This window comes from Pseudomonas bubulae, assembly GCF_037023725.1.
In the GTDB taxonomy this organism is placed as follows: domain Bacteria; phylum Pseudomonadota; class Gammaproteobacteria; order Pseudomonadales; family Pseudomonadaceae; genus Aquipseudomonas; species Aquipseudomonas bubulae.
Map to the genome: position 1 here is coordinate 3,656,493 of NZ_CP146077.1, position 23,686 is coordinate 3,680,178.

Annotated in this window: 22 protein-coding genes; 4 read left to right on the plus strand and 18 right to left on the minus strand. The window is 59.5% G+C overall.

What is annotated here, in order from left to right:
- Positions 1 to 28: 28 nt before the first annotated feature.
- The 5 genes from V6L81_RS16665 to V6L81_RS16685 all read right to left on the minus strand — a co-directional run bounded on the left by V6L81_RS16665 (position 29) and on the right by V6L81_RS16685 (position 5,663).
- Positions 29 to 1,456, minus strand: coding sequence for a cytosine permease (locus V6L81_RS16665; RefSeq protein WP_095039041.1), 1,428 nt, complete (start codon positions 1,454 to 1,456; stop codon positions 29 to 31).
- Positions 1,457 to 1,533: 77 nt separating this feature from the next.
- Positions 1,534 to 2,676, minus strand: a complete 1,143-nt coding sequence (locus V6L81_RS16670; protein ID WP_095020696.1) for an acyl-CoA dehydrogenase family protein — start codon at positions 2,674 to 2,676, stop codon at positions 1,534 to 1,536.
- A complete protein-coding gene (locus V6L81_RS16675; RefSeq protein WP_095018698.1) occupies positions 2,673 to 3,833 on the minus strand; it encodes a CaiB/BaiF CoA-transferase family protein in 1,161 nt (386 codons plus the stop codon). Before V6L81_RS16675 ends, V6L81_RS16670 begins: the two co-directional genes overlap by 4 nt.
- A gap of 292 nt (positions 3,834 to 4,125) precedes the next feature.
- Positions 4,126 to 4,878 carry a histidine utilization repressor gene (hutC, locus tag V6L81_RS16680; RefSeq protein WP_095018697.1) on the minus strand — a complete coding sequence of 251 codons (753 nt, stop codon included), beginning with the start codon at positions 4,876 to 4,878 and terminating at the stop codon, positions 4,126 to 4,128.
- 80 nt (positions 4,879 to 4,958) lie between these two features.
- Positions 4,959 to 5,663 (minus strand): YoaK family protein, encoded by a 705-nt coding sequence (locus tag V6L81_RS16685; protein ID WP_095023745.1) that lies wholly within the window; start codon positions 5,661 to 5,663, stop codon positions 4,959 to 4,961.
- A 260-nt stretch (positions 5,664 to 5,923) separates the two neighbouring features.
- On the opposite strand from V6L81_RS16685, the gene V6L81_RS16690 reads away from it, so the two are divergent.
- Both V6L81_RS16690 and V6L81_RS16695 read left to right on the plus strand, forming a co-directional pair.
- A complete protein-coding gene (locus tag V6L81_RS16690; protein WP_095003338.1) occupies positions 5,924 to 6,598 on the plus strand; it encodes a histidine phosphatase family protein in 675 nt (224 codons plus the stop codon).
- A gap of 188 nt (positions 6,599 to 6,786) precedes the next feature.
- Entirely contained in the window at positions 6,787 to 7,008 is a 222-nt protein-coding gene (locus tag V6L81_RS16695; RefSeq protein ID WP_338660170.1) for a YgdI/YgdR family lipoprotein, read from the plus strand.
- A 44-nt stretch (positions 7,009 to 7,052) separates the two neighbouring features.
- Here V6L81_RS16695 and V6L81_RS16700 read toward each other — a convergent pair whose 3' ends face one another.
- From V6L81_RS16700 to V6L81_RS16710, 3 genes are read right to left on the minus strand one after another with little or no spacing between them, the layout of a single operon-like run.
- Positions 7,053 to 8,345: an FAD-dependent oxidoreductase gene (locus V6L81_RS16700; protein WP_338660171.1), complete on the minus strand. Its 1,293-nt coding sequence runs from the start codon at positions 8,343 to 8,345 to the stop codon at positions 7,053 to 7,055.
- Positions 8,342 to 8,998, minus strand: a complete 657-nt coding sequence (locus tag V6L81_RS16705; RefSeq protein WP_095003335.1) for an amino acid ABC transporter permease — start codon at positions 8,996 to 8,998, stop codon at positions 8,342 to 8,344. Before V6L81_RS16705 ends, V6L81_RS16700 begins: the two co-directional genes overlap by 4 nt.
- Positions 8,999 to 9,057: 59 nt before the next feature.
- Entirely contained in the window at positions 9,058 to 9,819 is a 762-nt protein-coding gene (locus V6L81_RS16710; protein ID WP_095018695.1) for an ABC transporter substrate-binding protein, read from the minus strand.
- Between the two features lie 171 nt (positions 9,820 to 9,990).
- Between V6L81_RS16710 and V6L81_RS16715 the strand changes: the two genes are divergently transcribed.
- Positions 9,991 to 10,767, plus strand: a complete 777-nt coding sequence (locus V6L81_RS16715; RefSeq protein WP_338660172.1) for an IclR family transcriptional regulator — start codon at positions 9,991 to 9,993, stop codon at positions 10,765 to 10,767.
- Positions 10,768 to 10,900: 133 nt separating this feature from the next.
- Here V6L81_RS16715 and V6L81_RS16720 read toward each other — a convergent pair whose 3' ends face one another.
- The 8 genes from V6L81_RS16720 to punC form a co-directional block, all read right to left on the minus strand.
- Complete coding sequence (locus V6L81_RS16720; RefSeq protein WP_338660173.1) at positions 10,901 to 11,914, minus strand: AraC family transcriptional regulator; 1,014 nt, start codon at positions 11,912 to 11,914, stop codon at positions 10,901 to 10,903.
- A gap of 127 nt (positions 11,915 to 12,041) precedes the next feature.
- Entirely contained in the window at positions 12,042 to 13,079 is a 1,038-nt protein-coding gene (locus V6L81_RS16725; protein WP_095003331.1) for a Rieske 2Fe-2S domain-containing protein, read from the minus strand.
- Positions 13,080 to 13,287: 208 nt separating this feature from the next.
- Positions 13,288 to 14,121 carry an SDR family NAD(P)-dependent oxidoreductase gene (locus V6L81_RS16730; RefSeq protein WP_095003330.1) on the minus strand — a complete coding sequence of 278 codons (834 nt, stop codon included), beginning with the start codon at positions 14,119 to 14,121 and terminating at the stop codon, positions 13,288 to 13,290.
- A gap of 16 nt (positions 14,122 to 14,137) precedes the next feature.
- Positions 14,138 to 14,905, minus strand: coding sequence for an SDR family oxidoreductase (locus V6L81_RS16735; protein ID WP_095003329.1), 768 nt, complete (start codon positions 14,903 to 14,905; stop codon positions 14,138 to 14,140).
- A gap of 89 nt (positions 14,906 to 14,994) precedes the next feature.
- A complete protein-coding gene (locus tag V6L81_RS16740; protein ID WP_370688638.1) occupies positions 14,995 to 16,239 on the minus strand; it encodes a helix-turn-helix transcriptional regulator in 1,245 nt (414 codons plus the stop codon).
- A 155-nt stretch (positions 16,240 to 16,394) separates the two neighbouring features.
- The gene (locus V6L81_RS16745) at positions 16,395 to 18,821 is read right to left on the minus strand and encodes an RND family transporter (RefSeq protein ID WP_095003327.1); all 2,427 of its coding nucleotides are present in this window, start codon (positions 18,819 to 18,821) and stop codon (positions 16,395 to 16,397) included.
- Positions 18,818 to 19,795, minus strand: a complete 978-nt coding sequence (locus tag V6L81_RS16750; RefSeq protein ID WP_095023740.1) for a YCF48-related protein — start codon at positions 19,793 to 19,795, stop codon at positions 18,818 to 18,820. Before V6L81_RS16750 ends, V6L81_RS16745 begins: the two co-directional genes overlap by 4 nt.
- Positions 19,796 to 20,056: 261 nt before the next feature.
- Positions 20,057 to 21,238, minus strand: a complete 1,182-nt coding sequence (gene punC, locus V6L81_RS16755) for a purine nucleoside transporter PunC (RefSeq protein WP_095003344.1) — start codon at positions 21,236 to 21,238, stop codon at positions 20,057 to 20,059.
- 119 nt (positions 21,239 to 21,357) lie between these two features.
- Between punC and punR the strand changes: the two genes are divergently transcribed.
- The gene (punR, locus tag V6L81_RS16760; protein WP_095003325.1) at positions 21,358 to 22,317 is read left to right on the plus strand and encodes a DNA-binding transcriptional activator PunR; all 960 of its coding nucleotides are present in this window, start codon (positions 21,358 to 21,360) and stop codon (positions 22,315 to 22,317) included.
- On the opposite strand, the gene V6L81_RS16765 is transcribed toward punR, so the two are convergent.
- Positions 22,253 to 22,864 carry a LysE family translocator gene (locus V6L81_RS16765; protein ID WP_338660174.1) on the minus strand — a complete coding sequence of 204 codons (612 nt, stop codon included), beginning with the start codon at positions 22,862 to 22,864 and terminating at the stop codon, positions 22,253 to 22,255. The two genes, punR and V6L81_RS16765, sit on opposite strands and share 65 nt — an antisense overlap.
- A gap of 227 nt (positions 22,865 to 23,091) precedes the next feature.
- Complete coding sequence (locus V6L81_RS16770; RefSeq protein ID WP_095018690.1) at positions 23,092 to 23,628, minus strand: DUF4174 domain-containing protein; 537 nt, start codon at positions 23,626 to 23,628, stop codon at positions 23,092 to 23,094.
- Between the last annotated feature and the right edge of the window lie 58 nt (positions 23,629 to 23,686).

Consider the following 23,686-nt stretch of genomic DNA (forward strand, 5'->3'; position numbering starts at 1 on the left):
CCTCTATGGCTACTTGATTGGAAACCTCTTAAACCGTCGCGGGCTCAACAGGCAAAATCAGTTGATCCGGCACCGACTGCCCCGAGTTGCGTGCCACGAAGTAGTACACCAGCGCTGGCAGCGTCAGGCCGATGATCCAGGAAATATCAGTCCCCCCCAGGTGTTCCACCAGAGGCCCGGTGTAAAAGCTGGTGGCGATAAACGGCAACTGCACCACCACTCCGAAGGCGTAGACCAGAATACCGCGCAGGTTCCAGCGCCCGTATCGGCCATTCGGGTTAGACAGCGCCGGTACGTCATAGCGCTCTTTACTGATGAGGTAAAAGTCCACCAGGTTGATCGCGCTCCACGGCGTAAAAAAAGCCAGTAAAAACAGAATAAACGCCGAAAAATCCTTGAGGAACGAATGCTGCCCAAGCAAGGCCAGAGCAGTGGCAAAACCTACCATCAGCAGGATGTAAAACAGGCGTAAGGTCTTGGAGATTTCATGGTTGCCGCGAAAGCCGCTGACGATGGTGGCCAGGGACATGAAACTGCCGTAGGCATTGAGCGTAGTGATGGTCACCTTGCCGAACACCACGCAAAAATACAGCAGCGCCGCCATCGCCCCGCTCGCCCCCATGCCGACGATGTAGGCCACCTCATGCCCGGCAAACTGGCTACCGGCCAGGGCAGCCACAAACACACCGAAAACCATCGATATTTGCGAGCCGACGACAGAGCCCAGCCCCACTGCCAGAAAAGTTTTCAGCGACGAGGTATTGGCTGGCAAGTAGCGTGAATAGTCCGCCACATAAGGCCCGAACGCGATCTGCCAGGAGGCTGACAACGATATCGCCAACAGAAAACTGCTCAGGGAAAAGTGTTTATTGCTCAGCAACAGGCCAATGTCATTCTGAGCAATCAGGGTGTAGAACAGGTAGAAAAACGCCAGCACGCCGACCACGCTCGCCACACGGCCGATCATGTGAATGGTGCGATAGCCCAGAATGGTCAGCAGCACGATCAGGGCAGCAAAAATCAGGATGCCCCACGAGTCACTCACCCCCACCAGTTGCCCCACCGCCTGCCCGGCCAGCACCGAGCCGCTGGCCGAGAAACCGACATACATCAGGCACACCAGCACAATCGGGATCACGGCGCCGTAGACGCCGAATTGCACCCGGCTGGAGATCATCTGCGGCAGACCCAGCTTGGGTCCCTGCGCCGCATGCAACGCCATGATGGTGCCGCCCAGCACTTGCCCGATCAGCAGGCCGATCAGCGACCAGAACACGTCCCCTCCCAGCACCACGGCCAGGGCTCCGGTGACAATCGCAGTGACTTGCAGGTTGGCCCCGAACCACAAGGTGAACTGGCTGAACAGACGCCCATGGCGCTCTGACTCAGGGATGTAATCGATAGAGCGCTGTTCGACCAGCGAGGCCCGCGGTGAATCTTGGTTGAGCGTGGACATAAGCAGTTCCTTCAGGCTGGCACCCGGGGTGCGCCGTGTTGTTTTGGGAAAGACTTTTCCAATCCTTGGCCGGCGGATTATCTGGCTGCGTCGAGCAGGGCACGGGAGATAATGATTTTTTGTACCTCGGAGGTGCCTTCAAAAATCCGCAAGATCCGTGCATCACGAACATAGCGCTCCAGCGGCAAATCCCGGCTGTAGCCATAGCCACCGTGCAGTTGCAGTGCAGCATCGGTGATAAACCCGGCGCATTCGGCAGCGACCAGTTTGGCGGTGGCCGAGTCGAGGCTGAAACGCTCGCCGCTGTCACGCCGGGCAGCAGCTTTCATGGTCAGCATGCGCGCGCTTTCGAGCTGCGCATACATATCAGCCAGGCGCCATTGCGTGCCCTGATAAGCGGCCAGCGGTTTGGGCCCGATCTGCCGTTCACGCACCCAGCTCAGGCTGGCTTGCAGGGCGGCATTGGCAATCCCCAGCGACATGGCTGCCACTTCCACCCGCCCACGGTCCAGCACCGCCATGGCCGTGTTGAACCCCTGGCCTTCTACGCCGAGCAGTGCCGATTCGGGCAGCCAGCAGTCCAGCGCCAGTTCATAGATGGTACTGCCACGCAGGCCCATGGTTTTTTCCGGACTGGAGAAGCTGATGCCCGCCGTGCCCCGGGGCACCATAAAGGCACTGATGCCCTTGTGACCTGCATCTGCGTCGGTCTTGACGTAGAGCACAATAAAATCGGCTTCCCTGGCATTGGTGATGTAGTGCTTGTTGCCGCGCACCCGCCAACCACCTTCTTCACGTACGGCGCGGCTGCGCATATCCGCCGGGTTGGAACCCGCCGCAGGCTCGGTCAGGGCAAAGGCACCGAGCAATTCGCCGCTGGCTGCCCGTGGCAGCCACTCATGTTTCTGTTCCTCGGTGCCGCCCAGCAGGATCGAGTCCGTGGCCAGAAAATGCGCAGTCATGGCCGAAGCGGTAGAGGCACAGGCACCCGCTACTGCTTCCACCACGCGGCTCATCGCCAGGCTGCCAATGCCCAGGCCGCCATATTGCTCTGGCAGGTTGACGCCCATGCAACCCAGATCGCTCAACGCCCGGATGCTGGCCAGGCAAAAAGTTTCGGTTTCATCGTAGTGCTGGGCCAGCGGCTGAATTACCTCACGCGCCACTTGCTCGGCACTTTCAACTACGGCCAATTCTTCTGCGCTCATTTCAAAGTTCATGCTTTCTCTCCTGCTTTGTTCAAGCCAAATGCGGCGTTGTCTGCGCCCAATCGGGGGGCAATGGTGATGGCGTGGGGTTTACGGCCATTGAAGAACACCGGTTGCGGCACCAGCGGCAATACGCTGCCCTCGGGCTGGAACTGCAACTGGCGTACACGGGCATGTTCACTGCCCGCAGCCTGGGCCAGATCCCACACCGGTGAAGACGGCACACCGGCATCGAGCAGGCCGTCGCATAACTGTTCAACCTTGTGCTGTGTGGTCCAGGCCTCGATAACAGCGCGTAACGCCGGCTCATTCAGGGTGCGCTGGGTATCGTTGACAAAGCGCGCATCGGTGGCCAGCTCCGGCTGGCCCATGCATTGGCACAGGCGCTCGAACAGGCGATTGCTGGCCACTGCAATCACCACCTGACCGTCTGCCGCACGATAGCTATCAAACGGCGTCGATACCGGATGCCGGTTACCCACCAGCCCCGGCGCCACACCGTTTGCATACAGGTTGGACAGACCGGTCATCTGCAGGCTGAACAACACGTCGAACATGGCCACATCGATGTACTGGGCCCCCGGGGCATGCCGCTCGCGGGCAAACAGCGCCGAGCTGATTGCCCAGGCTGCATACACCCCGGCACACAGATCGCCGATGGCCTCGCCGCTGCGGGTCGGCCCGGTAGCGGCGAAACCGGTAACGCTCATCAGCCCGGACATGGCCTGCGCGACGATGTCATAAGCCGGGCGACTGGACAGCGGACCTTGCTGGCCGAAACCGGAGATGCTGGCGTAGATCAGCCGCGGGTTGTGCTGCTTGAGGCTGTCGAAATCGATGCCCAGGCGTTGAGTGACACCGGGGCGGAAGTTCTCGACCACGACATCGGCATCGGCCACCAGTTCGTAGAAACGCTGGCGGTCGGCCGGGTTTTTAAAATCGATTTCAACGCTGCGTTTGCCGCGATTGATCAGCCCGAAGTAGACACTTTCGCCGTCCAGAAACGGGCCCAGATGGCGGGCGTCATCGCCCTCCTCGGGCACTTCGAACTTGATGACGTCGGCCCCCAGATCAGCCAGCATCGCGGTGCAATGCGGCCCGGCCAGCACGCGGCTGACATCCAGCACACGCACACCTTGCAGTTGTCGGGTAAACGGACTGTCGTTCATTTTCACATCCTCAAATGCTCAAGCGGCACAAAGGTGCACACTTATACCAACCTGTATGTACAAGTGAATGCAAGTGAAGGGCCAACACCTGAACGAGATCAACCAGGAACGTACAAAACCAAGATAAATAGCTATTTAAATCAGATAGTTAAAAATTAAGAACTTTTTAATACGGAATATGAGCGCACAGAAAAAATGCAAAAAACTGCCGCAACTTTGGGCATAAACAGGCGGGAAGGTAACAAAAACGCACCAAAAGTAACGCGAGTAACACGGGGCCACCCGCGAGTACTCAGTTACCGCACTGCCCTTGCAGGCGATAGCGCGAACCCGGATAGACCAGCCGGGCACACCCCACCAACCCCTGTGCAGCCCAGGTCCGGCGGCGAATCAGCAGGCATGGCTCGTTGCGCTTTACGTTCAACAGGCGGCATTGCGCGGAAGTAGCATGAATCGCCTCCACCTCATGTTCGCCGCCGGTCAGTGGCGCCAGGTTCATCAGGTAGGCATAGGCTGTGGTGCGGGTGAAGTCCTGTTGCAGGTACTCAGGGGCGATCTCGGCATTGATATAGCGCTCCTCGATCTGCACCGGCACCTCGTTTTCGTAGTGCACCATCAGAGAGTGGAATAAGCGTTTGACCCCGTCCAGGGCAAAGGGCAACACCGGCGTGGTCTTGGCCGGGACCTCTTCGAGCACAATCACTTCGCAGCGGTGCACATGGCCACGATCAGCGATTTCCTGGGCGATATTGCGAATCTCGAACAACGCCGCACTGCCCTTGGGCACGGCGACGAAGGTGCCCACCCCTTGCATGCGCACCAGCAGCCCTTCGATGGTCAGCTCACGCAATGCGCGATTGATGGTCATGCGACTCACCCCCAGCTGGGCAAGCAGTTCACTCTCAGACGGCAACTTGGCATTGGGCAGCCAGGCCCCTGAACGGATTTTTTGCGTTATGGCCTGTTTGACCCGGGCATATAGCGGTGCCGGGCTTTCGATGGAAAATGGCGCAAGGGATGAATTGTCATCGACTGACTTGGACACAACGACTCCTGTTCGTAGGGCTGGGCATGCAGCCGGGCTGCGCCAGTTTACGCGCAGCCCGGGTCAAGCAAAACGAGGGATTAACGCGGCATGTAATCCCGTTGCCAACGACGAGGTATGCGCAACGACAACACGCCCAAAACAGCCGCAAAACCGGCGCTGAACAGCAGGGCCTGGAGGCCGAACTGCGCCTCCAGCAAGGCACCCAGCACTGCACCCAGCAACATCCCGGTCCAGGGCACCAGTTGCACGCGCCAGCCACTGCGCCGCTCACCCAGCAGCCAGCGGCCCAGCCCGCGACCAAAACGCGACAATGCCCCGGTCACATAGGTCAGGCCCACCGGCAGGCCATTGACCTGCTCCACCGCAGCATTGAGCATGCCCATTGCCACGATGGCTGCCAGCAACGCCGGCACCTGGCTGGCAAACGGCAGCAAAGCTGCCGCACACAACAACCCCGCAATCACCAGCATCAAGGGTAAGGCGCGCCGTCCGCCCCAGCGCCCCAGCAATACCCCCAGGGCGTTACCGACAATAAACGCCAGTACCGCAAGCAGCAGGCGCAACGCCATATGCAGGTCACCGTCACCGACGGCCACCGCCAGGCGCGTGGTGTTGCCACTCATAAATGAGACAAAATCACCGGTGGCCAAAAAGCCGATGGCGTCCGTCATGCCCGCCAGCACCGACAGGCTCGCCACCATGGCCAGCCCTACCCGGCCGCGCCAGGCACGTACTCGAAGATGCACGGGATTGCTCGGTTTTCGCAGTGGCGCTGGAAGCATGGCGCAAGCCTCTGTAGGAATACCAGACTAAAGAGTGAACGATTTTGTCATACAAAAAAGCCACCATAGCATTCACCCTGCAGGACAATTACCGATCTAGCGCAGGTAAAATCGAACCAATTGTGAAAAAGGCATCTAATAAACGCTTCTGCCAAGGATAAGAGGCTCAGGTTTGCAGTAATGACAAGGATCAACACAGGGGCTGCCATGCCCACTGTGCCAGGCCAGTCAGCCTTAACAGATGTATGCAGAAGAATCCCATGACCCAGTCTGTTTGGATTAAACCTCGACTCAAGCCCTATGCATTGGCGGCTATCCCGCTGTTACTGATTGCCGGCGCTGTTGCGCTGGCGGTACATGCGGATGACGTCTTTGCCCAGCCGGTAGACGGTGTGCAAACCCTGGTGTTTTTGCGCCATGCGGAAAAACCCGCCGATGGCCTCGGCCAGCTCACCTGCCAGGGACTGAACCGCGCGATTGACCTGGCCACCCTGTTGCCTCAGCGCTATGGCAAGGCTGACTACGTGTTTGCAGCCAACCCTTCGCGCCAGGTTGAAGAAGGCGCCAATGATGATGCCTACAGCTACGTACGGCCGTTGATGACCATCAACCCGAGCGCCATCAAACTGGGCTTGCCGATCAATCTGGAGTATTCGGCCAACGATACCCGCCAACTGGCCAAAGAGCTGACCGACGACCAGTATCACAGCTCAACGATCTACACCGCCTGGTCCCATGGCTACTTGCCGGAACTGATCAATAGCGTCGCCAGTCAGGCGCTGGGCAAGAAGACCTCGTTGACCGAAGACTGGTCCGGTGGCGACTTTGACTCGTTGTATGTGTTGACCCTGACCTGGAAAGACGGCAAGGCCAGCCTGCTCAGTCGCGTCGACAAACAGGACCTCAATAATGGCTCCAGGGCGTGCCCGACCTGATCTGATCCACCCGCACCGGGATCACGGCGCGGTGGCGGCGCGGTTGAATTTTTCAGCACAAATGCCGATCATCCGGCGCACTCTCGGCAAAAAACGCTGTCAGATGCCACACTGACTTTCCAGCGCTGGCTGCTCGAACAACCTCGGCGCGACCCATCTCCAACTTGCGAACAGCTCAAGGTACATGCATGAAGATCAAGGTTACCGGTTTACCCCTGCTGATAGTGGCCTTGCTGGGCCTGGCAGGCTGCGCGACCCCGAGCGTTGTGACCCTGCAAAACGGCACGCAATACCTGACCAAGGCCCTGCCCACTACCACCAACAAGGATGGCTTCTATGAGTTCGTCGATATAGCAGGCAAGCACATAAAGGTCAGGGCCGAGGATGTATCAACGATCAAGGCGGATTGAAGATCAGCGGCAAGCGCCAAGGCTGTTGACGCTTGCCCCTGCTTTTACCCGTTCAGGGCATCCAGCAACCGGTAGTAGCTGATACCCGCCGCCACATACAGGCGCTGCAAGCTGTGGAAGGGAATTCTGCGCATCGGCGTGACAGGGAACGGGAAGTCATTGCTGGCCCCCGAAACTCGCGCCGCCAGATGCTTGCCCAAGGTTGTCGCCATCGCAATGCCGCGGCCGTTGTAGCCCATCAGGATCGACAGGCCTGGCTGCGGCTCATGCAACTGTGGCAACACACTATGATTGAGCGCCACACGCCCGCTCCAGCGGTATTCGATCGCCACGCCTGCCAACTGCGGAAACACGCTGATCAATGAGCGCTCAAGGTGTGCCCAGTCTTCGGCACGCCGCGGTTCGGCAAACGGCCCGCGCCCACCCAGCAGTACACGCCCCTGGGCATCCTGCTTGAAGTACAGCAGCAGGCGCCGCGCATCGGAGCACACTTCCCCGCCCGGCAAAATGGTTTTGCGCAGCTCCGGCGACAGTGGTCGGGTGGCAATCATGAAACTGTTGGCCGCCAGCACGGTTTGCCGCAGCCCTGGCCACAAGCCATCGGTATAGCCATTGGTAGCCAGCACCACACGCTCGGCCGTCACGCTATGACCTTGTGCGGTGGTCAGTTGCCACTGCGTGCCGATGCGGCGCAAGTCCGTCACCTGGCTATCGCTGTGAATCATCACGCCACGCCCCAGTGCCGACCTGGCCAGGCCGCGAGCATAGTTAAGCGGGTGCAAGCTGCCAGCCCGCGGGTCAACCCAGCCACCCACGTAATTGTGCGTGCCGATGCGCTGGCATACGCTGTCACTGTCCAGCAACTCGGCGGCTACACCGCGCTGTTGCCACTGGCGGGCACGACCCTCCAGAGTCTTCATCGTCGCGCTGGAAAAGGCCGGCTGAATCCAGCCCTTGCGCGTGGCATCACACGCAATGCCATATTCGCGAATCAGCGAAAACACTTCATCTGCGGCACCGCCGCAGGCTTCGATAATTTTCTCGCCACGCTCAGCGCCAAAACGCTCAAGTAACTGATCGGGGTCGTATTTGAGGCCGGGGATGACCTGCCCGCCGTTGCGCCCCGAAGCGCCCCAACCCGGCTCACCCGCATCCAGCACACAGACACTGACACCCGACTCTGCCAGGCGCAGTGCAGTCACCAGCCCCGTGTACCCGGCACCGACAATCGCCACGTCCACCCGCTTGTTTTCCGCCAGTGCCTGGGTCAGAGCCGCGGGGCGCGCCGTAGCGGACCAGAGGGAAGGTGGCAAGATCAATTTCGAGGGTGCTTTCATGTACGCCTCCGCAGCGCAAAGCGGCCTTCCAGACGACGCAAGCCATAGGACAGCGGCAAGCTCATCGACAGATAGAGCAACGCAACCAGGGTGTAGACCGTCATGTTTTCAAAGGTCGAAGACGCAATCAGTTGCCCTTGGCGGGTCATTTCCGCCACGGTGATGGTCGACACCAGCGAGGAGTCCTTGAGCATCATCACCAGCGTGTTGCCATAGGGCGGCAAGGCAATGCGAAATGCCTGGGGCAGCACAATCCGGCGCATGATCAGCAGACCGCGCATGCCAAACGACTCGGCGGCTTCGATCTGGCCCAGGTCGATGGCCTGGATCCCCGCCCGAAAGTTCTCGGCCTGATAGGCTGAATAGGCAATGCCCAAACCGATCACGCCCGCCTGCATGGCGCTGAGCTGGATACCGAAGTCGGGCAACACAAAATAGATATAAAACAGCTGCACGATGATCGGCAGCCCGCGAATCACATTGACCACGCCGATGGCGAACAAGGCGATGGCGCGAATCTTGGAAACCATCATCAGCGCAAACAGCAGGCCAATCACTGAACTGAGCAGGAACGAACCTGCAGTGACCTGCACAGTGACCACTGCGCCTTTGAGCAGAATTGGAAGAAAGTCCAACGCGTCCTGGAGAAACATAAACTACCTGCGCACCGCTACAAGAAGTGACCCGCCGCAACACGGGGGCCACAGGATCATCAGTTCAGTTGCCACTTCTCGATGATGCGTTGCAGCGAGCCGTCGGCCTTGATGGCGGCAATGCCCTTGTTGACCTGCGCCAGCTTCTCGGCATCGCCCTGGCGCATCACCAGGCATACGTCGCCCATCACCACCGGCACATAGGTGCTCGACAGTTTTACGTCCGGGTTTTTACCCTGGGCCAACTGGTAGGCGATGATCGGGCGATCACCGAATGCCGCCTTGATACGGCCCAGCTTGAGGTCCCGCATCAGGTCAGGAATGGAGTCGTAGCTGCGCACTTCCTTGAAGCCGCCGTGCTTGTTCAGCGCATCGAGAAAGACCGTACCAACCTGGGCGCCGACCACTTCACCGGCCAGGTCATCCATGGTTTTGTATTCTTTCGGGTCGTCAGATTTGACGATCAGGCCTTCGCCGTAGCTGAAAATCGGATCGGAATACTGCACAACCTTTTCACGCTCTGGGGTTTTGAGCATGGCGGCGGAAATCAGGTCGATCTTGTTGGTGGTCAACGAAGGGATCAGAGCCGCAAAGGTGGTTTGCTGGATCTCGGTGTCGAACCCGCCAGCCTTGCCCACCGCCTCGGCCGCATCGACCATCATGCCCTGGATTTTCCCGCTCTTGATATCGAGGAAGGTGAACGGGATGCCCGTTGCTGTCGCCCCGACTTTATAGACAGGCTCTGCAACAGCGCTGGCTGATCCAATCAACCCGGCAGCCATTGCGCATACCAGCGTCAGCACTTGAAAAGGTTTGTGCATAGCGAATCTCCCTGTGGTCGCTTTTATTGTTGCGATACGGCACTCAACAACCCCTGCAGCCTCTGGTGCAAAATGCCGCCATCGACTATAACCAATTTACTTAAATCGTAAAGAGATTTATAAGTATCGCATATCGATACTTATAGACCTGAAACAAGCCAAGGATGCGCCATGAGCGATAACAACAACCCTCTTTTCAACCAGTCACTGGAAAAGGGCCTGGCCGTACTTCGCGGTTTCGGCGCGGCGCGGCGCACCATGACCCTGGCAGATATAGCGTTGGTTGCAGTGATCAGCAAAAGCTCGGCCCAACGCATGGTGCATACCCTTGAAGAACTCGGGTATGTACGCAAACACCCGCAAAGCCGGCGCTTCCAGTTAACGCCCAAAGTTATGGAGATCGGCTACAACTATCTGGCCGCCGATATATTGGTAGATGTGGCAAACCCCTACTTGGCCGAGCTCAACCAGATCACCGGCGAGACGGTCAACCTGACCGAGCCCGACGGACTGGACATGGTTTACGTGTCACGTTTCGTCGCACCGAAATTTATCCCGATCCATATGCCTATCGGCAGCCGTATCCCCATGTACTGCACAGGTGGCGGGCGTGCTTACCTGAGTGGCCTGGCAGATGATGAAATCCGTGGTGTGCTGCAAGACAGCCAGCTGATCGAACTGACACGCCATACAATTACCGATGCCGACGCCATATTTGAACGGGTGCAGATCAGCCGCAAACAGGGCTATGCCACCAACAAGGAAGAAATGTTTCTGGGTGACATGACCATTGCCGCGCCGATTTTCAACAGTAACGGCCTGCCGGTCGCGGCGGTGCATGTGGTGGTGCCCAGCAGCCGCTGGAGCATGGAAGAAGCCGAAGAAAAACTGGCCTCTACAGTGATTCAGTGCGCCCGCGGGATCAGCAACTCGATCAGGACGCTGTAGCCCGTATATACGACGACTGTGGGAGCGAGCCTGCTCGCGAAGGTCGTTCGCGAGCAGGCTCGCTCCCACAAAAAGGCTTGATCGGCAACAGAGTCTCTTCAGGGGACAGAAGAGTCAGAGGCGCCAATGGTTTTCAAACCGCGCCCAAAATCAACCCGCGGTAATGCCCGGGGTTGGTCCCCGACCATTTGCGAAAGGCCTTGTAGAATGAGCTGGTATCGGCAAAGCCCAGGCGCTGGGCAATATCGGCATAGCTGTGCTCAGGCTCGGCCAGCCAGCCGATTGCCAGCTCCTTGCGCACGCTGTCCTTGAGCCCCTGAAAGGTTTGCCCTTCGTCCGCCAGGCGACGGCGCAAGGTCGATGCCGACATGCACAGACTCTGCGCCATGCCCTGGGTCTCGGGCCACTGCACGGCCGGCAACTGGCGCAGATTCTGTTTTATCTGACTGGCCAGGCTTTGCGGGTCGCGGTACTTGACCAGAATATTGGCCGGTGCTTCAGCCAAAAACCGTTTCAACTCCGGATCGGTGCGCTTGATCGGTGCATCCAGGCAATCAGCGGCAAAAATCATCCGCGTGCGTGGCCGCTCAAAACGCAGGTTCTCGGAGAACATCACTTCGTAGTCTTCGCAGTAATCGGGCGCAGCACAACGCAGCTCAATGGCCAGAATCGGAATCCTGCGCCCGGCCAGCCAGCAGGCCACACCGTGCACGATCATCCAGTAGGCAAAGTAGGTAAAACCACGGCTGGCCTGTTGCTCAGGCTCGTGCAGGACAATCTCGGCCACGCTTTGCTGACGCACCAGGCGTGCAGGCAAACGCTCCAGCATCAACGACAGAAACCCCAGTACCACCTCCAGCCCCCGGGCCAGGGTTGGCTGCGCCATGGCCGAGCGGCACATGAACTCCAGGCTGCCGGCCCGCAACTTGCGCGGGTCCATGCCAAAAAATTCGTCGTCCAGGCGCCGCGCCAGCAACCGCCACATCCGCGCATAGACCATGGCCGGTACACGGGCATCCGGCTGGTCAAGCAACTCGCGCGCGATGCCGACCTTGTGCAGCACTTCATCGGTGGCACTGCCCGGCGCGCAGCTTTGCAGCAGTGCCTCACGCACCAGATGAATGGAGATGGTGTCCTTGTTCAGCATTGGCCCTGTTCCATGCCCGATGACGTATCGATGACGGCCATCTTAAGCAGCACGGATCAAAAAGCCAGCAGTAACTTGCCGCTGGACGGGCAGCGCCAGCGGCACTGCCCGTGGCTCAGGCAATCAATCAGCGGTTATCCACCGTGGTGATTTCACGACGCTCGGCCATGCTTGCCGGCACGCCCTCTTCGTCGGTGAAAAACTGCTGGTACCACTCGCGTAGCTGATAGACCGGACCATCGCCCTCGGCCAGCACCGGGTTGTTGATGCGCACCTTGTGCGTCCAGATATCAACGTCCTGATAGAACGAGTCGCGGTTACGCTGCACATAATCCACGGCCAGCGCTTCGTTCTGCTCATGGGTCCAGCCCGGCACTTTTTTCACCATGCAGCCAAAACGCAGTTCAAAGCTGTTGGGGCCGATCGGCACGTGGCAATTGAGCAGGATGGACTTTATTTCCAGCCCTTCAAACACCGCGCTCATGCGTGTCAGGTGCGTCGCGGGGCCGTAATAGGCCGACTCGGCCACCAGGTCACCGCCCAGCCGCTCGGAGTCGCCATGGAAGATTTGCTGAGCAATATGCCCCTCGAACACATTGTGGAAGTACTTGGTCGGCGTGCCATGTACCGGACCGAAATGCTGGGCGTCCACCAGGTTGTCGACCAGCTCGCGCGGGTTGGTGTCGATGATCAGCTTGTCCATATGCCAGCTGTGCAGCCACTCATCGCTGTCCAGCTCAGGTAGATGGGGGATCACCACATCTTCGGCGGGCGGCTTGCCTTCAGGGTTGTTCCACACAAACAGCAGATTGTTGACCTCGCAGGTCTGCCAGGCACGGGTTTTGGCCTTGGGCGGAATGCGCTTGCAGTAAGGGATCTCGACACACTTGCCGCTGGCTTCGTACTGCCAGTGGTGAAAGGGGCAGACCACACGGTCGTTTTCGATAGTGCCCTGGGACAGGTCGGCGCCCATATGCGGGCAATGGGCGTCGAGCACACTGATCTCGCCCTTTGACGTGGCAAATGCCAGCAGTCGCGAGCCGAACACATTCAGGGTATGCAGCTTGCCATCACGGTACTCGTCTGCCTCGCCCAGGCAATGCCAGCCGCGACCATAGCGGGGCGACAAAGCATTCTCGACGTGGATGTGTGCGAGTTTAGTCATTTTTATTATTCCTCAGGTTAAGGGCCAGGGCGCTTTACCCGATGATCTTCACCGAGGTTCGGGGTGGGCTCATCGTTCAGATGGACTAGAGGGGCTGCCCTCACCCCAACCCTCTCCCGCAGGGAGAGGGAGCTGGTTAGCGGTGATCTTTGGGCCGCGTGCGGTCAGCCCCCTCTCCCCCTGGGAGAGGGACAGGGTGAGGGAGCGCTTAGCGCCAATCCTCGACAATCCCGTGTTCACGGGCAAACGGCTGGCAGTGGATGGTCTTGCGCTGGTGATCAACCGCCCCTTCATGGGTGGCCAGCCACAGCATCACCGCTGCTGGTACCTCCGGCGGCGCAGAGCCTGCACGCAGGGCAATGACGCCTTTGTCACCAATGGTGGCGCGCAATGCGTCAGTGGTCACCACACCCGGGTTGAGGGTGTAGGCACGAATCCCCTGCTCCCCCAGTTCCACCGACAATATGCCCGACAGCCTCGACACTGCCGCCTTGCCCGCACCATAGGCGTAACCCCAGCCGCCCTTGCCCGCTGCCACCGGCGGATCGGTTTCTCCAGCACCGGAGGTGACGTTGATCACCACACCGCCGCCCTGCTCGAGCATCTGGCTGACCACCGCCCGGGTCAGCAAGAACGGTGTCATCACATAGCCCTGAAAGACTCGCTCCAGGGTCTCGGGCTGCAACTGCATAAAAGGTACATTCAGATCGCTGCCCTGGTAGATGGCATTGTTGACCAGTACATCCACCCGGCCATATTCGGTAAACACAGCCTGGCTGGCGGCCAGTACCGACTCACTGTCGAGCAGGTCCATGGGCACCACCAGCGCCTTGCGTCCCAGCTCACGGATTGCCGCTGCGGTGGCATTCAAACTGCCGGGCAGCGGCGTGCCATCCGGGTTGCGCAAGCCGTGGGCATGGCTTTGACCTTCGTCCAGGCTGCGCGCACTGATGGCCAGATCAAAACCTGCACGGGCAAAGGCCAGCGCGGTTGCACGACCAATGCCGCGACTGGCGCCGGTAATAAATGCCACTTTGTTCATAAAAGCCCCTTAGCGGTCAGAAACGCTGTGTACGCACCATTGCGTCCATGCCGCCGTCGACAAACACTACGCTGCCGGTCATGAAACTGGCCTGCGCCGATTGCACAAAAGCCACAACCCGGGCCAGTTCTTCAGGAGTGCCCGAGCGCCCCAGTGGTGCGACAAACTCACGTACGGCCTTGCCAAACCGCGCATCGTCCTTGGCCGCCTGATGCAGCGGAGTTTCCACCGCGCCCGGTGCAACCACGTTCAAACGGATACCTTGCGGGGCCCATTGCACCGCCTTGCGCCGCGCGGCACAGGTCACCGCATACTTGGAACCGGCATAGGCCTGGTGCGTCTGACCCAGGGCATTGGCCAGTTCCAACGCCTTCGCCTCGTCACCGGCGAGCATCGCGGCAACCATTGGTTCCTGCTCGGCACCCGAATGGGTGGCCGCCACTGAACCGATCACCAGTGCAGCCGGGTTCTCCCCCTTGGCCAGCGCATCGGCCAGGCCATCAAGCAGTTCACTGACGCCAAAGTAGTTAACCGCCAGCACGATGCCGCTGGAAGGTGCGGTCACCCCGATCCCGGCGCAGCACACAAGCCCGTCGAGGACCCCGCCGCATTGCTCAAGCACCTGCGCCACTGCCGCCTGGCGCCCGGCACGGGTCGAAAGGTCAGCGACCACTTCGGCATTGCCACGGTCAATTCCGATTATCCGGTGGCCCGCAGCTCGTAATTGCGCGCACACGGCGGCGCCGATCCCGGAAGCGGAACCGCTGACAGCAGTAACTGGCATAAGACTTTCCTTGATGATGCAGGCGCAGGCGGCCTGGCTGACGAAAAACCGGCGGTGGCGCAAACACCCTCGCCGGCGGGCATAAATCCTTAAGCGCTTTTACGAACCGGACGCGCCAGTTGTGGCGCCGGCACCACCACGGACTCAGCCGCTCGCAAGGCGCACTTGGGCTTTCCCAACGCGACCACGCTGTTCAGCAAAATCCTCACCAGCTCGGTCTGGCGGCGCACACCGGTCTTGGAGAAGATCGAACGCAAATGCGCCCGCGCGGTGTTGCGCCGGATATTCAGGTTTTCCGCCGCTTCCTCCAGGGACAAGCCGTTGGCCAGTTCCATCGCCAGCGCCGTCTCGGCCTTGGTCAGGTTGAACAGTTGTTTGGTCACCACTTCACTGGCCAGCGATTTGCCTACCGAGTCGCGGATATAGATCACTGCCGCCGGCTTGCTCTTGCCTTCGGCCCACTCCAGCGACGGAATGGCCTCGACCACCAGCCCCAGGCTGACCTGACCCGAAGGTCGGGTCACGGACATCGCATCGGCTGTCGCCCCGCCCTCACGCACTTCCTGGCTGAAAGCGTGCTTGACCAGGCGTTGCAGCTCGCGGTTGTCGCTGGGGTAAGTGGCTTCCAGCCTGCCCCCCACCAACTTGAGTCCATCAGCGTTCTTGAGGATTTCTTCGGCCACCGGGTTGAGGCGCAGAACCTTGCCGGTTTCGTCGAGCACGATGGTCGCCACCGACAGGCGGCTGATGGCCTGGGCGTACAACTCGCTCATGGACTCGCTGCGATCGAGCAGGTTGTGCAGATGCAGGGCGCGGCGCAAATGCGGCAGAAAACTGCTGCACAGGGCACGCTCGGCACTGGAGAAAGCCGGGGAAGACTTTGGCCGGGTGATGCGAAACCGCAGCTTGCCGCCATCGGGAGTGGAAATGTCGGCGCCCATCACGTGATAGACATTCTGCGGACCGCAGTAGGCCTTGAAATAGGCCGACTGCACCCACTCGCTCTCGCTCATCAGGTCTTCGACGGTAAATACCTGGTCCAGCGCCTGCCCGACAAAGGGGGTATTGGTTTGCGGATAGGTTTGATAGGTCAGCTCGCCCTCGCCTTCGATATCTCCGGCAACGATCATCAAGCCCAGATCGGGCTGATCGGGCACTCGCAGGATCAGGGTGGCGTAGTTGGCCCGGAACATGCCACGCACGGTACACAAGGTACGACCCATTATTTTGGGGTCCAGGGCACCGTCATAAAAGCTGCCGACCATCTGATCGTAATCGGCCAGTTCAAGCCCCAGACCGGCCAGGGTCTGGTGATTCAAGGTCACTGTATCCACGGACTTATCCTCGCTTCGGGCCAGGTTCATGACCGGCCCTTTTTATTGTTCTTATGACTAGCGGCTAACCTTTGCACCACATCCGTAAAGCTGTGCAAAAGCGACTCAGTGTGTCTGTATGCCTGCCGTCATACAAGCCCGGCAAGCTGTCTGCTTCAGCGGTTTGAAGAGTCCTTCGCAGCAACGCTCGGCTTGAGCGGATAATGCCCGGCGGTCGCTTGCGCCGGGCGGGTTTTGACCTTGACCAACGGTCGTGCCAAATTGAACCAGGCCGCCAGCGCCGGTAGCAAAAAGATTGCGCCGAGCACGTTGACGAGAAACATGAAGGACAGCAGTACACCCATATCAGCCTGGAACTTCAGGGGAGCAAAGGCCCAGGTACACACGCCGATGGACATGGTCAGCGCCGTAAACACCGCCGCCGTACCCCGTTGGCACATGGCCTGGTAGAACGCCGTGCGCAGATCCTTGCCGTCAGCCATTTCATGGGCAATCCGCTCGTACAGATAGATCCCGTAATCGACTCCCACCCCCACGCCCAGTGCCATCACTGGCAGGGTCGCGACTTTCAGGCCGATGCCCAGGGTCGCCATCAGGGCGTTGCACAGGATCGCGACGATGGCCAGCGGCACCAGAATGCACAGCACCGCGCGCAATGAACCAAAGGTCAGCCAGCAGAACAGCGCCACCGAACCGAACAGCGCCGCGAGCATCACCACCTCGGCCTGCTTGACCGCTTCGTTGGACGCCGCCATCACCCCCACGTTGCCACCGGCCAGCAGAAACTCCACGTTTGGCCCTTGCAAGCCGCCGATGATGCGCTGGGTTTCGTCCACTACATGGCTCACGGTCGACCCTTCGTGATCGGTGAGGAACACCAGGATCTGCATGCGCTGGCAGCCTTCGGTCACCAGGCCGTCGTCCGGCATGTAAGCGCGAGAGCCCTGGCTCAGGCCGCGCTCGGAACCGGGGATCGCCGACCAGCGCGGGTTGCCTTCGTTATTGCCGGCAATCACGGCTTTACCCATGCCCGCCACGCTCTGCACTGACTGCACACCCGCCACGCTGCGGATCTGGAAGTCGAATGATTCAATGGCGCGCATCACTTGCGGTGCCAGGCAACCTTCTTCGATGCCCTTGACCTGCACGAACACCGACATCACATCCAGGCCAATCGAATAACTGTTGATGATCTTCTGGTTGTCCTGGTTGTAGCGCGAATCGGCGCGCAGCTCCGGCGCACCCACGCCGATATCGCCCACTGCCAGATCCCGGGCCTTCCAGGCACCGACACCGAGCAGCAGCAGGCTGACCACAAACACCGCCAGCGCCGGTTTTGGCTCGGCCAGCGCCGATAGCCGCCACCACAGCGCGTGCTTGCCCTGCACCTTGAGCCCCTGGGCCATCGCCCCCGGCTCAAGCTTGAGATACGACAGGATGATCGGCAGCATCAGCTTGTTGGTGATGATCATCAGCATCACCCCGATGCATGCGGTCACGCCCAGTTCATGCACGATGGGAATGTCGATCAGCATGATGACGCCGAAACCCAGGGCGTTCATCAGCAACGCCAGCGAACCCGGGATGAAGATCTTGCAAAAAGCGCCGTGCGCAGCCTGCACCGCAGAGCTGCCCGCCAGTACATCCTGTTTCCAGGCATTGGTCATTTGCACCGCATGGGACACGCCGATCGAGAAGATCAGAAACGGCACCAGAATCGACATCGGATCGATCCCCAGCCCCAGCAACGGCAGCAACCCCAACAGCCAGACCACCGGCAGCAGCGCCACGGCCAGCGCAACCACCGTGAGGCGCCATGAGCGTGAATACACCCACAGCATCAACGCGGTGATGACAAAGGCAATCACAAAAAAGCCGATGACCGTCGTCAGGCCTTCAACCACGTCCCCCACCAGCTTGGCGAAGCCGACGATGTTGATCTCGATATCATCATTGCTGTACTTGGCACGGATATCTTCCAGCCGCTGGGCCACCTCGGCATAGGACACCGATTTGCCGGTTTGCGGGTCCATGTCCTGCAGGTCGGCGCGCACCATCGACGAGGTCAGATCATTGGCCACCAGACGCCCGACCTGTCCGGAGCGGGCGACGTTGTTGCGGGCCTGGGACAAGTCTTCGGCCGTGCCGGTAAAGCGCGGTGGCATCACCACATCGCCGAAAAAACCGTCCTCGGTGATTTCGATATAGCGCACATTGGCGGTGAACAGCGACGTCACACTGGCACGGCTCACACCATTGATAAAAAACACGTCATCCGTGACTTTGCGCAGGGTTTCCAGGTACTGGCGGTTATAGATATCGCCTTCGCCTTTCCACTTCACACTGACCAGAAAGCGGTTGGCCCCCGTGAAGTACTGGCTGAAGTTGAGAAAGTTGACCATAAAGGCATTGCGCACCGGGATCTGCTTGTTAAAGCCCGGGTCCAGTTGCGTGTGTGTGGCGCTGTAACCCAGGGCCAGGGTCAATAATACAAACAGCGCCAACAGGCTCTTGCGCCAGACGATCAGCAAGTCGGCAATACGCTCGACCGTGCGATTTACAACACTGTTTTCACTGCTCACCGGGCACCTCCAAGGGCAGCAACACCGCCATCAGTCCCCTGGAACACACCGCGCTCGCCGCCTACCAGCAGCCGTGAACCCACCATTACCGCCGAAGTCAAAGTACCCAGCCCCGGCAAGCGCGTAGCGCTGACCAGTTCACCCTTGCCGTCCAGGCGTACCACCGAGCTGCCAGCACCGACAATCAGCAGGCCACCGTCGTTGGGCAATAGGACATGGCCATAGAGCGGCAATTGATTGCCGACTTTTACCGGTTCCCAGGTCTGGCCGAAGTCCTGGCTGACAAACACATGGCCGCGCATGCCGTAGGTCACCCAACGATCGGGGCTCAGGCGTACCACACCAAACAGCGAGCCGTTATAGAACGGCTCGAGCTTGTGCCAGCTGTGCCCGGCATCGTCGCTGCGCAGCACCAGCCCTTGCTCGCCGACCACCATGCGGCGACCGTCTGTTCCGCCATCCATGCCATTGAGGTGAGCGCTATCCACCTCCAGCGGCTGGGCTTGCCAGGTGCGGCCGTCATCCCCGGACTGGTAAAATTTGCCGAAACTGCCGAACGCCAGGACACGATTGCCGCCGGCACTCCAGATGCCCAGCAAAGGCTCGGCGATTTCGCCGTCGAAGCGCACCTCTGACCAGTTGGCGCCTTCATCTTCGGAGCGCACAATCCAGCCATCATGGCCGACCGCCAGCAGGCTTTTATCCGGCAGCGCCACCAGTGCGGTAAGGGTCAGATCACGCTGCGGCTTGACCGTCGCTGGCTGCCACGAGCCCCCCTGATCGTCGCTGAGCAAAATATTGCCGCGCTCGCCGACGGCCACCACCCGCTTATCCAGATACAACATACCGTTGATTTGCAGACGATCGGGCCGCAACTGGGCCGAAGCGACATCGGAGGCATGACGTGGAGAGAAGGTAAACGCGATGGTGACAGCGACGATCAGGCAAACCAGATAGCCAATTATTGAGCGCATGGTCGATGCCTCGCTGCACGATTCAGTTGCTGGGCAGAGTTCATGCAGCCAGTCCTCTTTTTATTATCGTGGATGCTCTGGCTGCCTCCTCGGCGAGGCGTCCAGAACCTTCCTTCGATAATCGGACTGGTGAGTCACAGGCACATCGTCCAAATGGCCTAGCTGGAATGGGGGGTGCAAGCGTATAGCCGGGTTTGACTGACGCGCCGGATAGATATCCGGCGCTTTCGTTGAGCTGAAATCACCGGGGCGACCTGCCCCTCAAGACGCCACTAATGCCTGCGCCTTCACCTTGCGTCGCTGAATAAAATACCCCAGCACCGCCAGCGGCGCCGTAGCCAGCATTACTTCAACCGTGATTTGCAGCGGCTGGCTGATAAAGGTCGACACCAGCAGGCTGCCCAAAAAGCACAACCCAAGCTGCAACGTATTTTGCAAACCCGCCGCCTTACCGGAGTTCTCCGAAAATGGCATCAGTGCGCTCGCGACAACAATCGGATAACTCGCACCGTTAACCAGCGCCATCAAACAAAACGGGATCAGCAAGGTGGTCAGCGTCGGCACGGTCTGGGTCGCAACCCCATACAGCCCGACCATGCTTGCGCAGTAAGCCACCAGCAACCAGGGTAACAGCGCCCGCCCACTGATCCGCTGCAACGCGCTGCGACAGCTGTAACCACCCACCATAAATGCCACAGTAGGCAGCGCGTAGCTCAAACCGATATCGCTTGGGCTATAACCCATATCGCCCAAAATAAAGGGTGAGGCCGTCAACCAGGCGAAAAAGCTGGCCGAACATGCGGCGAAGATCATGACGTTGCCACTGAATTTAGCCGTGCACAGCAGTTGCCAATAGCTCACCCCGGTTTTAACTGCCTTTGGCGCCACACGGGGTTTTTCCTTGAGCAACAACGTGGGTACGATCAGTAACACCGCCAGGCCCAGCAATACCGCAAAAATCGCTTGCCAGCCCAGGTGACTCAGCACCACGGCCCCCAGCAAAGGAGCCAGTGCCGGTGACAGTCCCATCAGCGGCATGATCCCGGCAAACACGCGGTTGGCCTGGTCAGGCGGGTATCGGTCGATGACCAGCGCCTGCCAGGTTACTGCCGCCGCGCAAATGCCGATGGCCTGAATAAACCGCAGGCTCAACAGCAGCACACTGTCCTGCACCCAGAACATGCCCGCGCACCCCAGGGCAAACAGCGACAACCCCGCCAACAACACCGGTTTGCGCCCCAGGCGGTCCGATAACGGCCCCCAGAGCAACTGGCCGATCGCGAACCCGGCCAGAAAGATGCTCAGGCTCGCGCCCACGGCACCGGCTGAAAGCCCCAGTTCACTGCGCAACGTGCCAAATGCCGGTAAGTACATATCCATTGCCAGGTAGCCCAGCATGCTCAGCCCGGCGAGATAACAGGTAAAACCAAAAGTGTTTTTCATGTGCACCCAAAAACTTGCCATCAAACAATTTGTTGACTGCCGCGCATTATCCAGCTGAGGATTTGCTTGTGAAGCGATAATAATTGCCAACTGGCATCGAATTTTTTGAAGGCAAACCCATGTGGTCTGAATACTCCCTGGATGTAATTGATGCAGTCGCCCGCCACGGCAGTTTCAGTGGCGCAGCCCAGGAACTGCACCGCGTTCCCTCCGCCGTCAGCTACACCGTGCGCCAACTGGAGCAATGGCTGGCGGTACCGCTGTTTGTACGTCGTCACCGGGATGTGGAACTCACGCCTGCCGGGCGGATGTTTGTCAAAGAAGCCCGCGACGTCATGAAAAAAATGCTCGGCACCCGCCGCCTTTGCCAGCAGGTTGCCAATGGCTGGAGCGGCCAGTTGCGGGTGGCCGTGGATTCAATCATCAAAAAACCGCGCTGCCAGCAGATGGTCATCGACTTCTACCGGCATTTCCCCGACGTGGAACTGATTGTTCAATACGAGGTGTACAACGGTGTGTGGGATGCCTTGGTAGACGGCCGTACCGATCTGGTTATCGGAGCCACCCGTGCAGTGCCCGTGGCGGGGAGCTTTGCCTTTCGCGACATGGGTTTTCTGCACTGGCTGTGCGTCGCCAGCCCGCGGCATCCGCTGGCGTCCATTGGCGGATTGCTGGGTGATGAGCACCTGCGCCCCTACCCTGCACTGTGCATGGATGACACTTCACGCAGCCTGCCCAAACGCGACACCTGGACCCTGGATAACCAGCGCCGCATGATGGTGCCCGACTGGGCTTCGGGGCTGGCCTGTTTGAGCGACGGTCTGTGTGTCGGCATGGTGCCCGCCCATCTGGCCCAGCCACTGATCGACCAGGGCCAACTGCTTGCGCTGAGCCTGCAGCGACCCTTTCCGGCCAGCCCTTCGTGCATTGCCTGGGCACAGAACAACCATTCCCCGGCCATGAGCTGGCTATTGGAGTACCTGGGTGACACCGCCACCCTGAGCCAGGAATGGCTCAATGAACCTCAAACAGAATCGGATACAGCGACACCACCAGCAGAATCGCCATCGTCAGGTTGAATGCCAGCAGCCACTTGGGCCGGGTCAGCACATTGCGCAACGCACTGCCGCAACCGGCCCACACGCAGACACTGGGCAAGTTGATGATGGCGAAGACCAGCGCGATGACAAACACGTTGGCGATATAACCCTGGGACGGCGTGTAGGTGGTGATTGCACCAATGGCCATCACCCAGGCCTTGGGATTGACCCATTGAAACGCCGCCGCGCCCCAGAAGCCCAGTGGCCTGCCCTGGGCCGCACCCGACTCGGACACCGGCCCCGAAGTGGCGACTTTCCACGCCAGATACAGTAAGTACGCCGCCCCCAGATAACGCAAAACGGTGTAGGCCATGGGCACGGTCTTGAATACACCCCCCAGCCCCAATCCAACCGCAAGCACCAGGAACATAAAGCCGAAGCTGATGCCCAGAGCATGGGGGATGGTGCGCCTGAAGCCGAAGTTGACCCCCGATGCCAGCAGCATGGTGTTGTTGGGGCCGGGGGTGATGGACGACACAAAGGCAAAGAGTGCAAAGGCAGAAATCAGTTCGAGGGAAAACGGCATCTTGTTATCCGGCAGTCTGGTGAGCGGTGTGTTCACACTATCGGATTACCGAGCCGGAATTGCGCTACAGATGGCCATTATTTTGACCACACACATTTGCCCGATCAAATGATTTGACTGCGCAATTTTCACATCACTTTCACATCGCTGCGCCTAGATTGGATCCACTCCTTTAGTGAATCCCATTTAGGCCCGCTTCCCCCAGCGGGCCTTTTTTTGGCTGGTGTTCAGTCATCCAGGGTCTGAGCCGCTTTTGCCGGTTTGGCGGGCTTTGTCGATTTGCCAGCGGCTGCGCCCTTGGCCGGCGTCTCCACCGCAACCGGTGCCTGGGTTTCCTTTTCGGCAGCGGGCAAGGCATCGATGGTTTTAAACAGCTCGGCCAGGTCAACATCCCCCACTGTCTCGACTTTCTTTTCCCCATCCTTGCCGATCAGGATCACTTTGGCCTTGTCGATAATCATCCCCGGCTTGAGCCCGCGAATCAGCGACATGGTGCTCTGGGGTTCAAGGTCCTTGCCATCGCGTTTGCCTGTAATGCCTACAATCGTATAGAGCACCATATTGCGCTGGTCAAAAGCCTGCTTGTTGGCCGGATCTTCAAGGGCTTTTTTGAGGTTGACCAGGGTTGGGTCGGCATCTGCACGGGCGACCACTACCAGCGGGCGAAACTTGCCGCGATCCTGTTCAAGCGGGCTTGGAACTTCAACGGCCTGCACCGTGCCTGCAACCAGCACAGAAGCAAGGATCAATAAACGGATAAACATCCAGATCTCCTTTTATTATCGGACCGGCTTCGCGAACGTGCTGCCAATGCCTTGAAAC

Excerpts from the sequence above, each read along its gene's own strand:
- V6L81_RS16665 (WP_095039041.1), bottom strand. The coding sequence starts at position 1,456 with ATGTCCACGCTCAACCAAGATTCACCGCGGGCCTCGCTGGTCGAACAG.
- V6L81_RS16670 (WP_095020696.1), bottom strand. The coding sequence starts at position 2,676 with ATGAACTTTGAAATGAGCGCAGAAGAATTGGCCGTAGTTGAAAGTGCC.
- V6L81_RS16675 (WP_095018698.1), bottom strand. The coding sequence starts at position 3,833 with ATGAACGACAGTCCGTTTACCCGACAACTGCAAGGTGTGCGTGTGCTG.
- V6L81_RS16685 (WP_095023745.1), bottom strand. The coding sequence starts at position 5,663 with ATGCTTCCAGCGCCACTGCGAAAACCGAGCAATCCCGTGCATCTTCGA.
- V6L81_RS16690 (WP_095003338.1), top strand. The coding sequence starts at position 5,924 with ATGACCCAGTCTGTTTGGATTAAACCTCGACTCAAGCCCTATGCATTG.
- V6L81_RS16695 (WP_338660170.1), top strand. The coding sequence starts at position 6,787 with ATGAAGATCAAGGTTACCGGTTTACCCCTGCTGATAGTGGCCTTGCTG.
- V6L81_RS16700 (WP_338660171.1), bottom strand. The coding sequence starts at position 8,345 with ATGAAAGCACCCTCGAAATTGATCTTGCCACCTTCCCTCTGGTCCGCT.
- V6L81_RS16705 (WP_095003335.1), bottom strand. The coding sequence starts at position 8,998 with ATGTTTCTCCAGGACGCGTTGGACTTTCTTCCAATTCTGCTCAAAGGC.
- V6L81_RS16710 (WP_095018695.1), bottom strand. The coding sequence starts at position 9,819 with ATGCACAAACCTTTTCAAGTGCTGACGCTGGTATGCGCAATGGCTGCC.
- V6L81_RS16715 (WP_338660172.1), top strand. The coding sequence starts at position 9,991 with ATGAGCGATAACAACAACCCTCTTTTCAACCAGTCACTGGAAAAGGGC.
- V6L81_RS16720 (WP_338660173.1), bottom strand. The coding sequence starts at position 11,914 with ATGCTGAACAAGGACACCATCTCCATTCATCTGGTGCGTGAGGCACTG.
- V6L81_RS16725 (WP_095003331.1), bottom strand. The coding sequence starts at position 13,079 with ATGACTAAACTCGCACACATCCACGTCGAGAATGCTTTGTCGCCCCGC.
- V6L81_RS16730 (WP_095003330.1), bottom strand. The coding sequence starts at position 14,121 with ATGAACAAAGTGGCATTTATTACCGGCGCCAGTCGCGGCATTGGTCGT.
- V6L81_RS16735 (WP_095003329.1), bottom strand. The coding sequence starts at position 14,905 with ATGCCAGTTACTGCTGTCAGCGGTTCCGCTTCCGGGATCGGCGCCGCC.
- V6L81_RS16750 (WP_095023740.1), bottom strand. The coding sequence starts at position 19,795 with ATGCGCTCAATAATTGGCTATCTGGTTTGCCTGATCGTCGCTGTCACC.
- punC (WP_095003344.1), bottom strand. The coding sequence starts at position 21,238 with ATGAAAAACACTTTTGGTTTTACCTGTTATCTCGCCGGGCTGAGCATG.
- punR (WP_095003325.1), top strand. The coding sequence starts at position 21,358 with ATGTGGTCTGAATACTCCCTGGATGTAATTGATGCAGTCGCCCGCCAC.
- V6L81_RS16765 (WP_338660174.1), bottom strand. The coding sequence starts at position 22,864 with ATGCCGTTTTCCCTCGAACTGATTTCTGCCTTTGCACTCTTTGCCTTT.
- V6L81_RS16770 (WP_095018690.1), bottom strand. The coding sequence starts at position 23,628 with ATGTTTATCCGTTTATTGATCCTTGCTTCTGTGCTGGTTGCAGGCACG.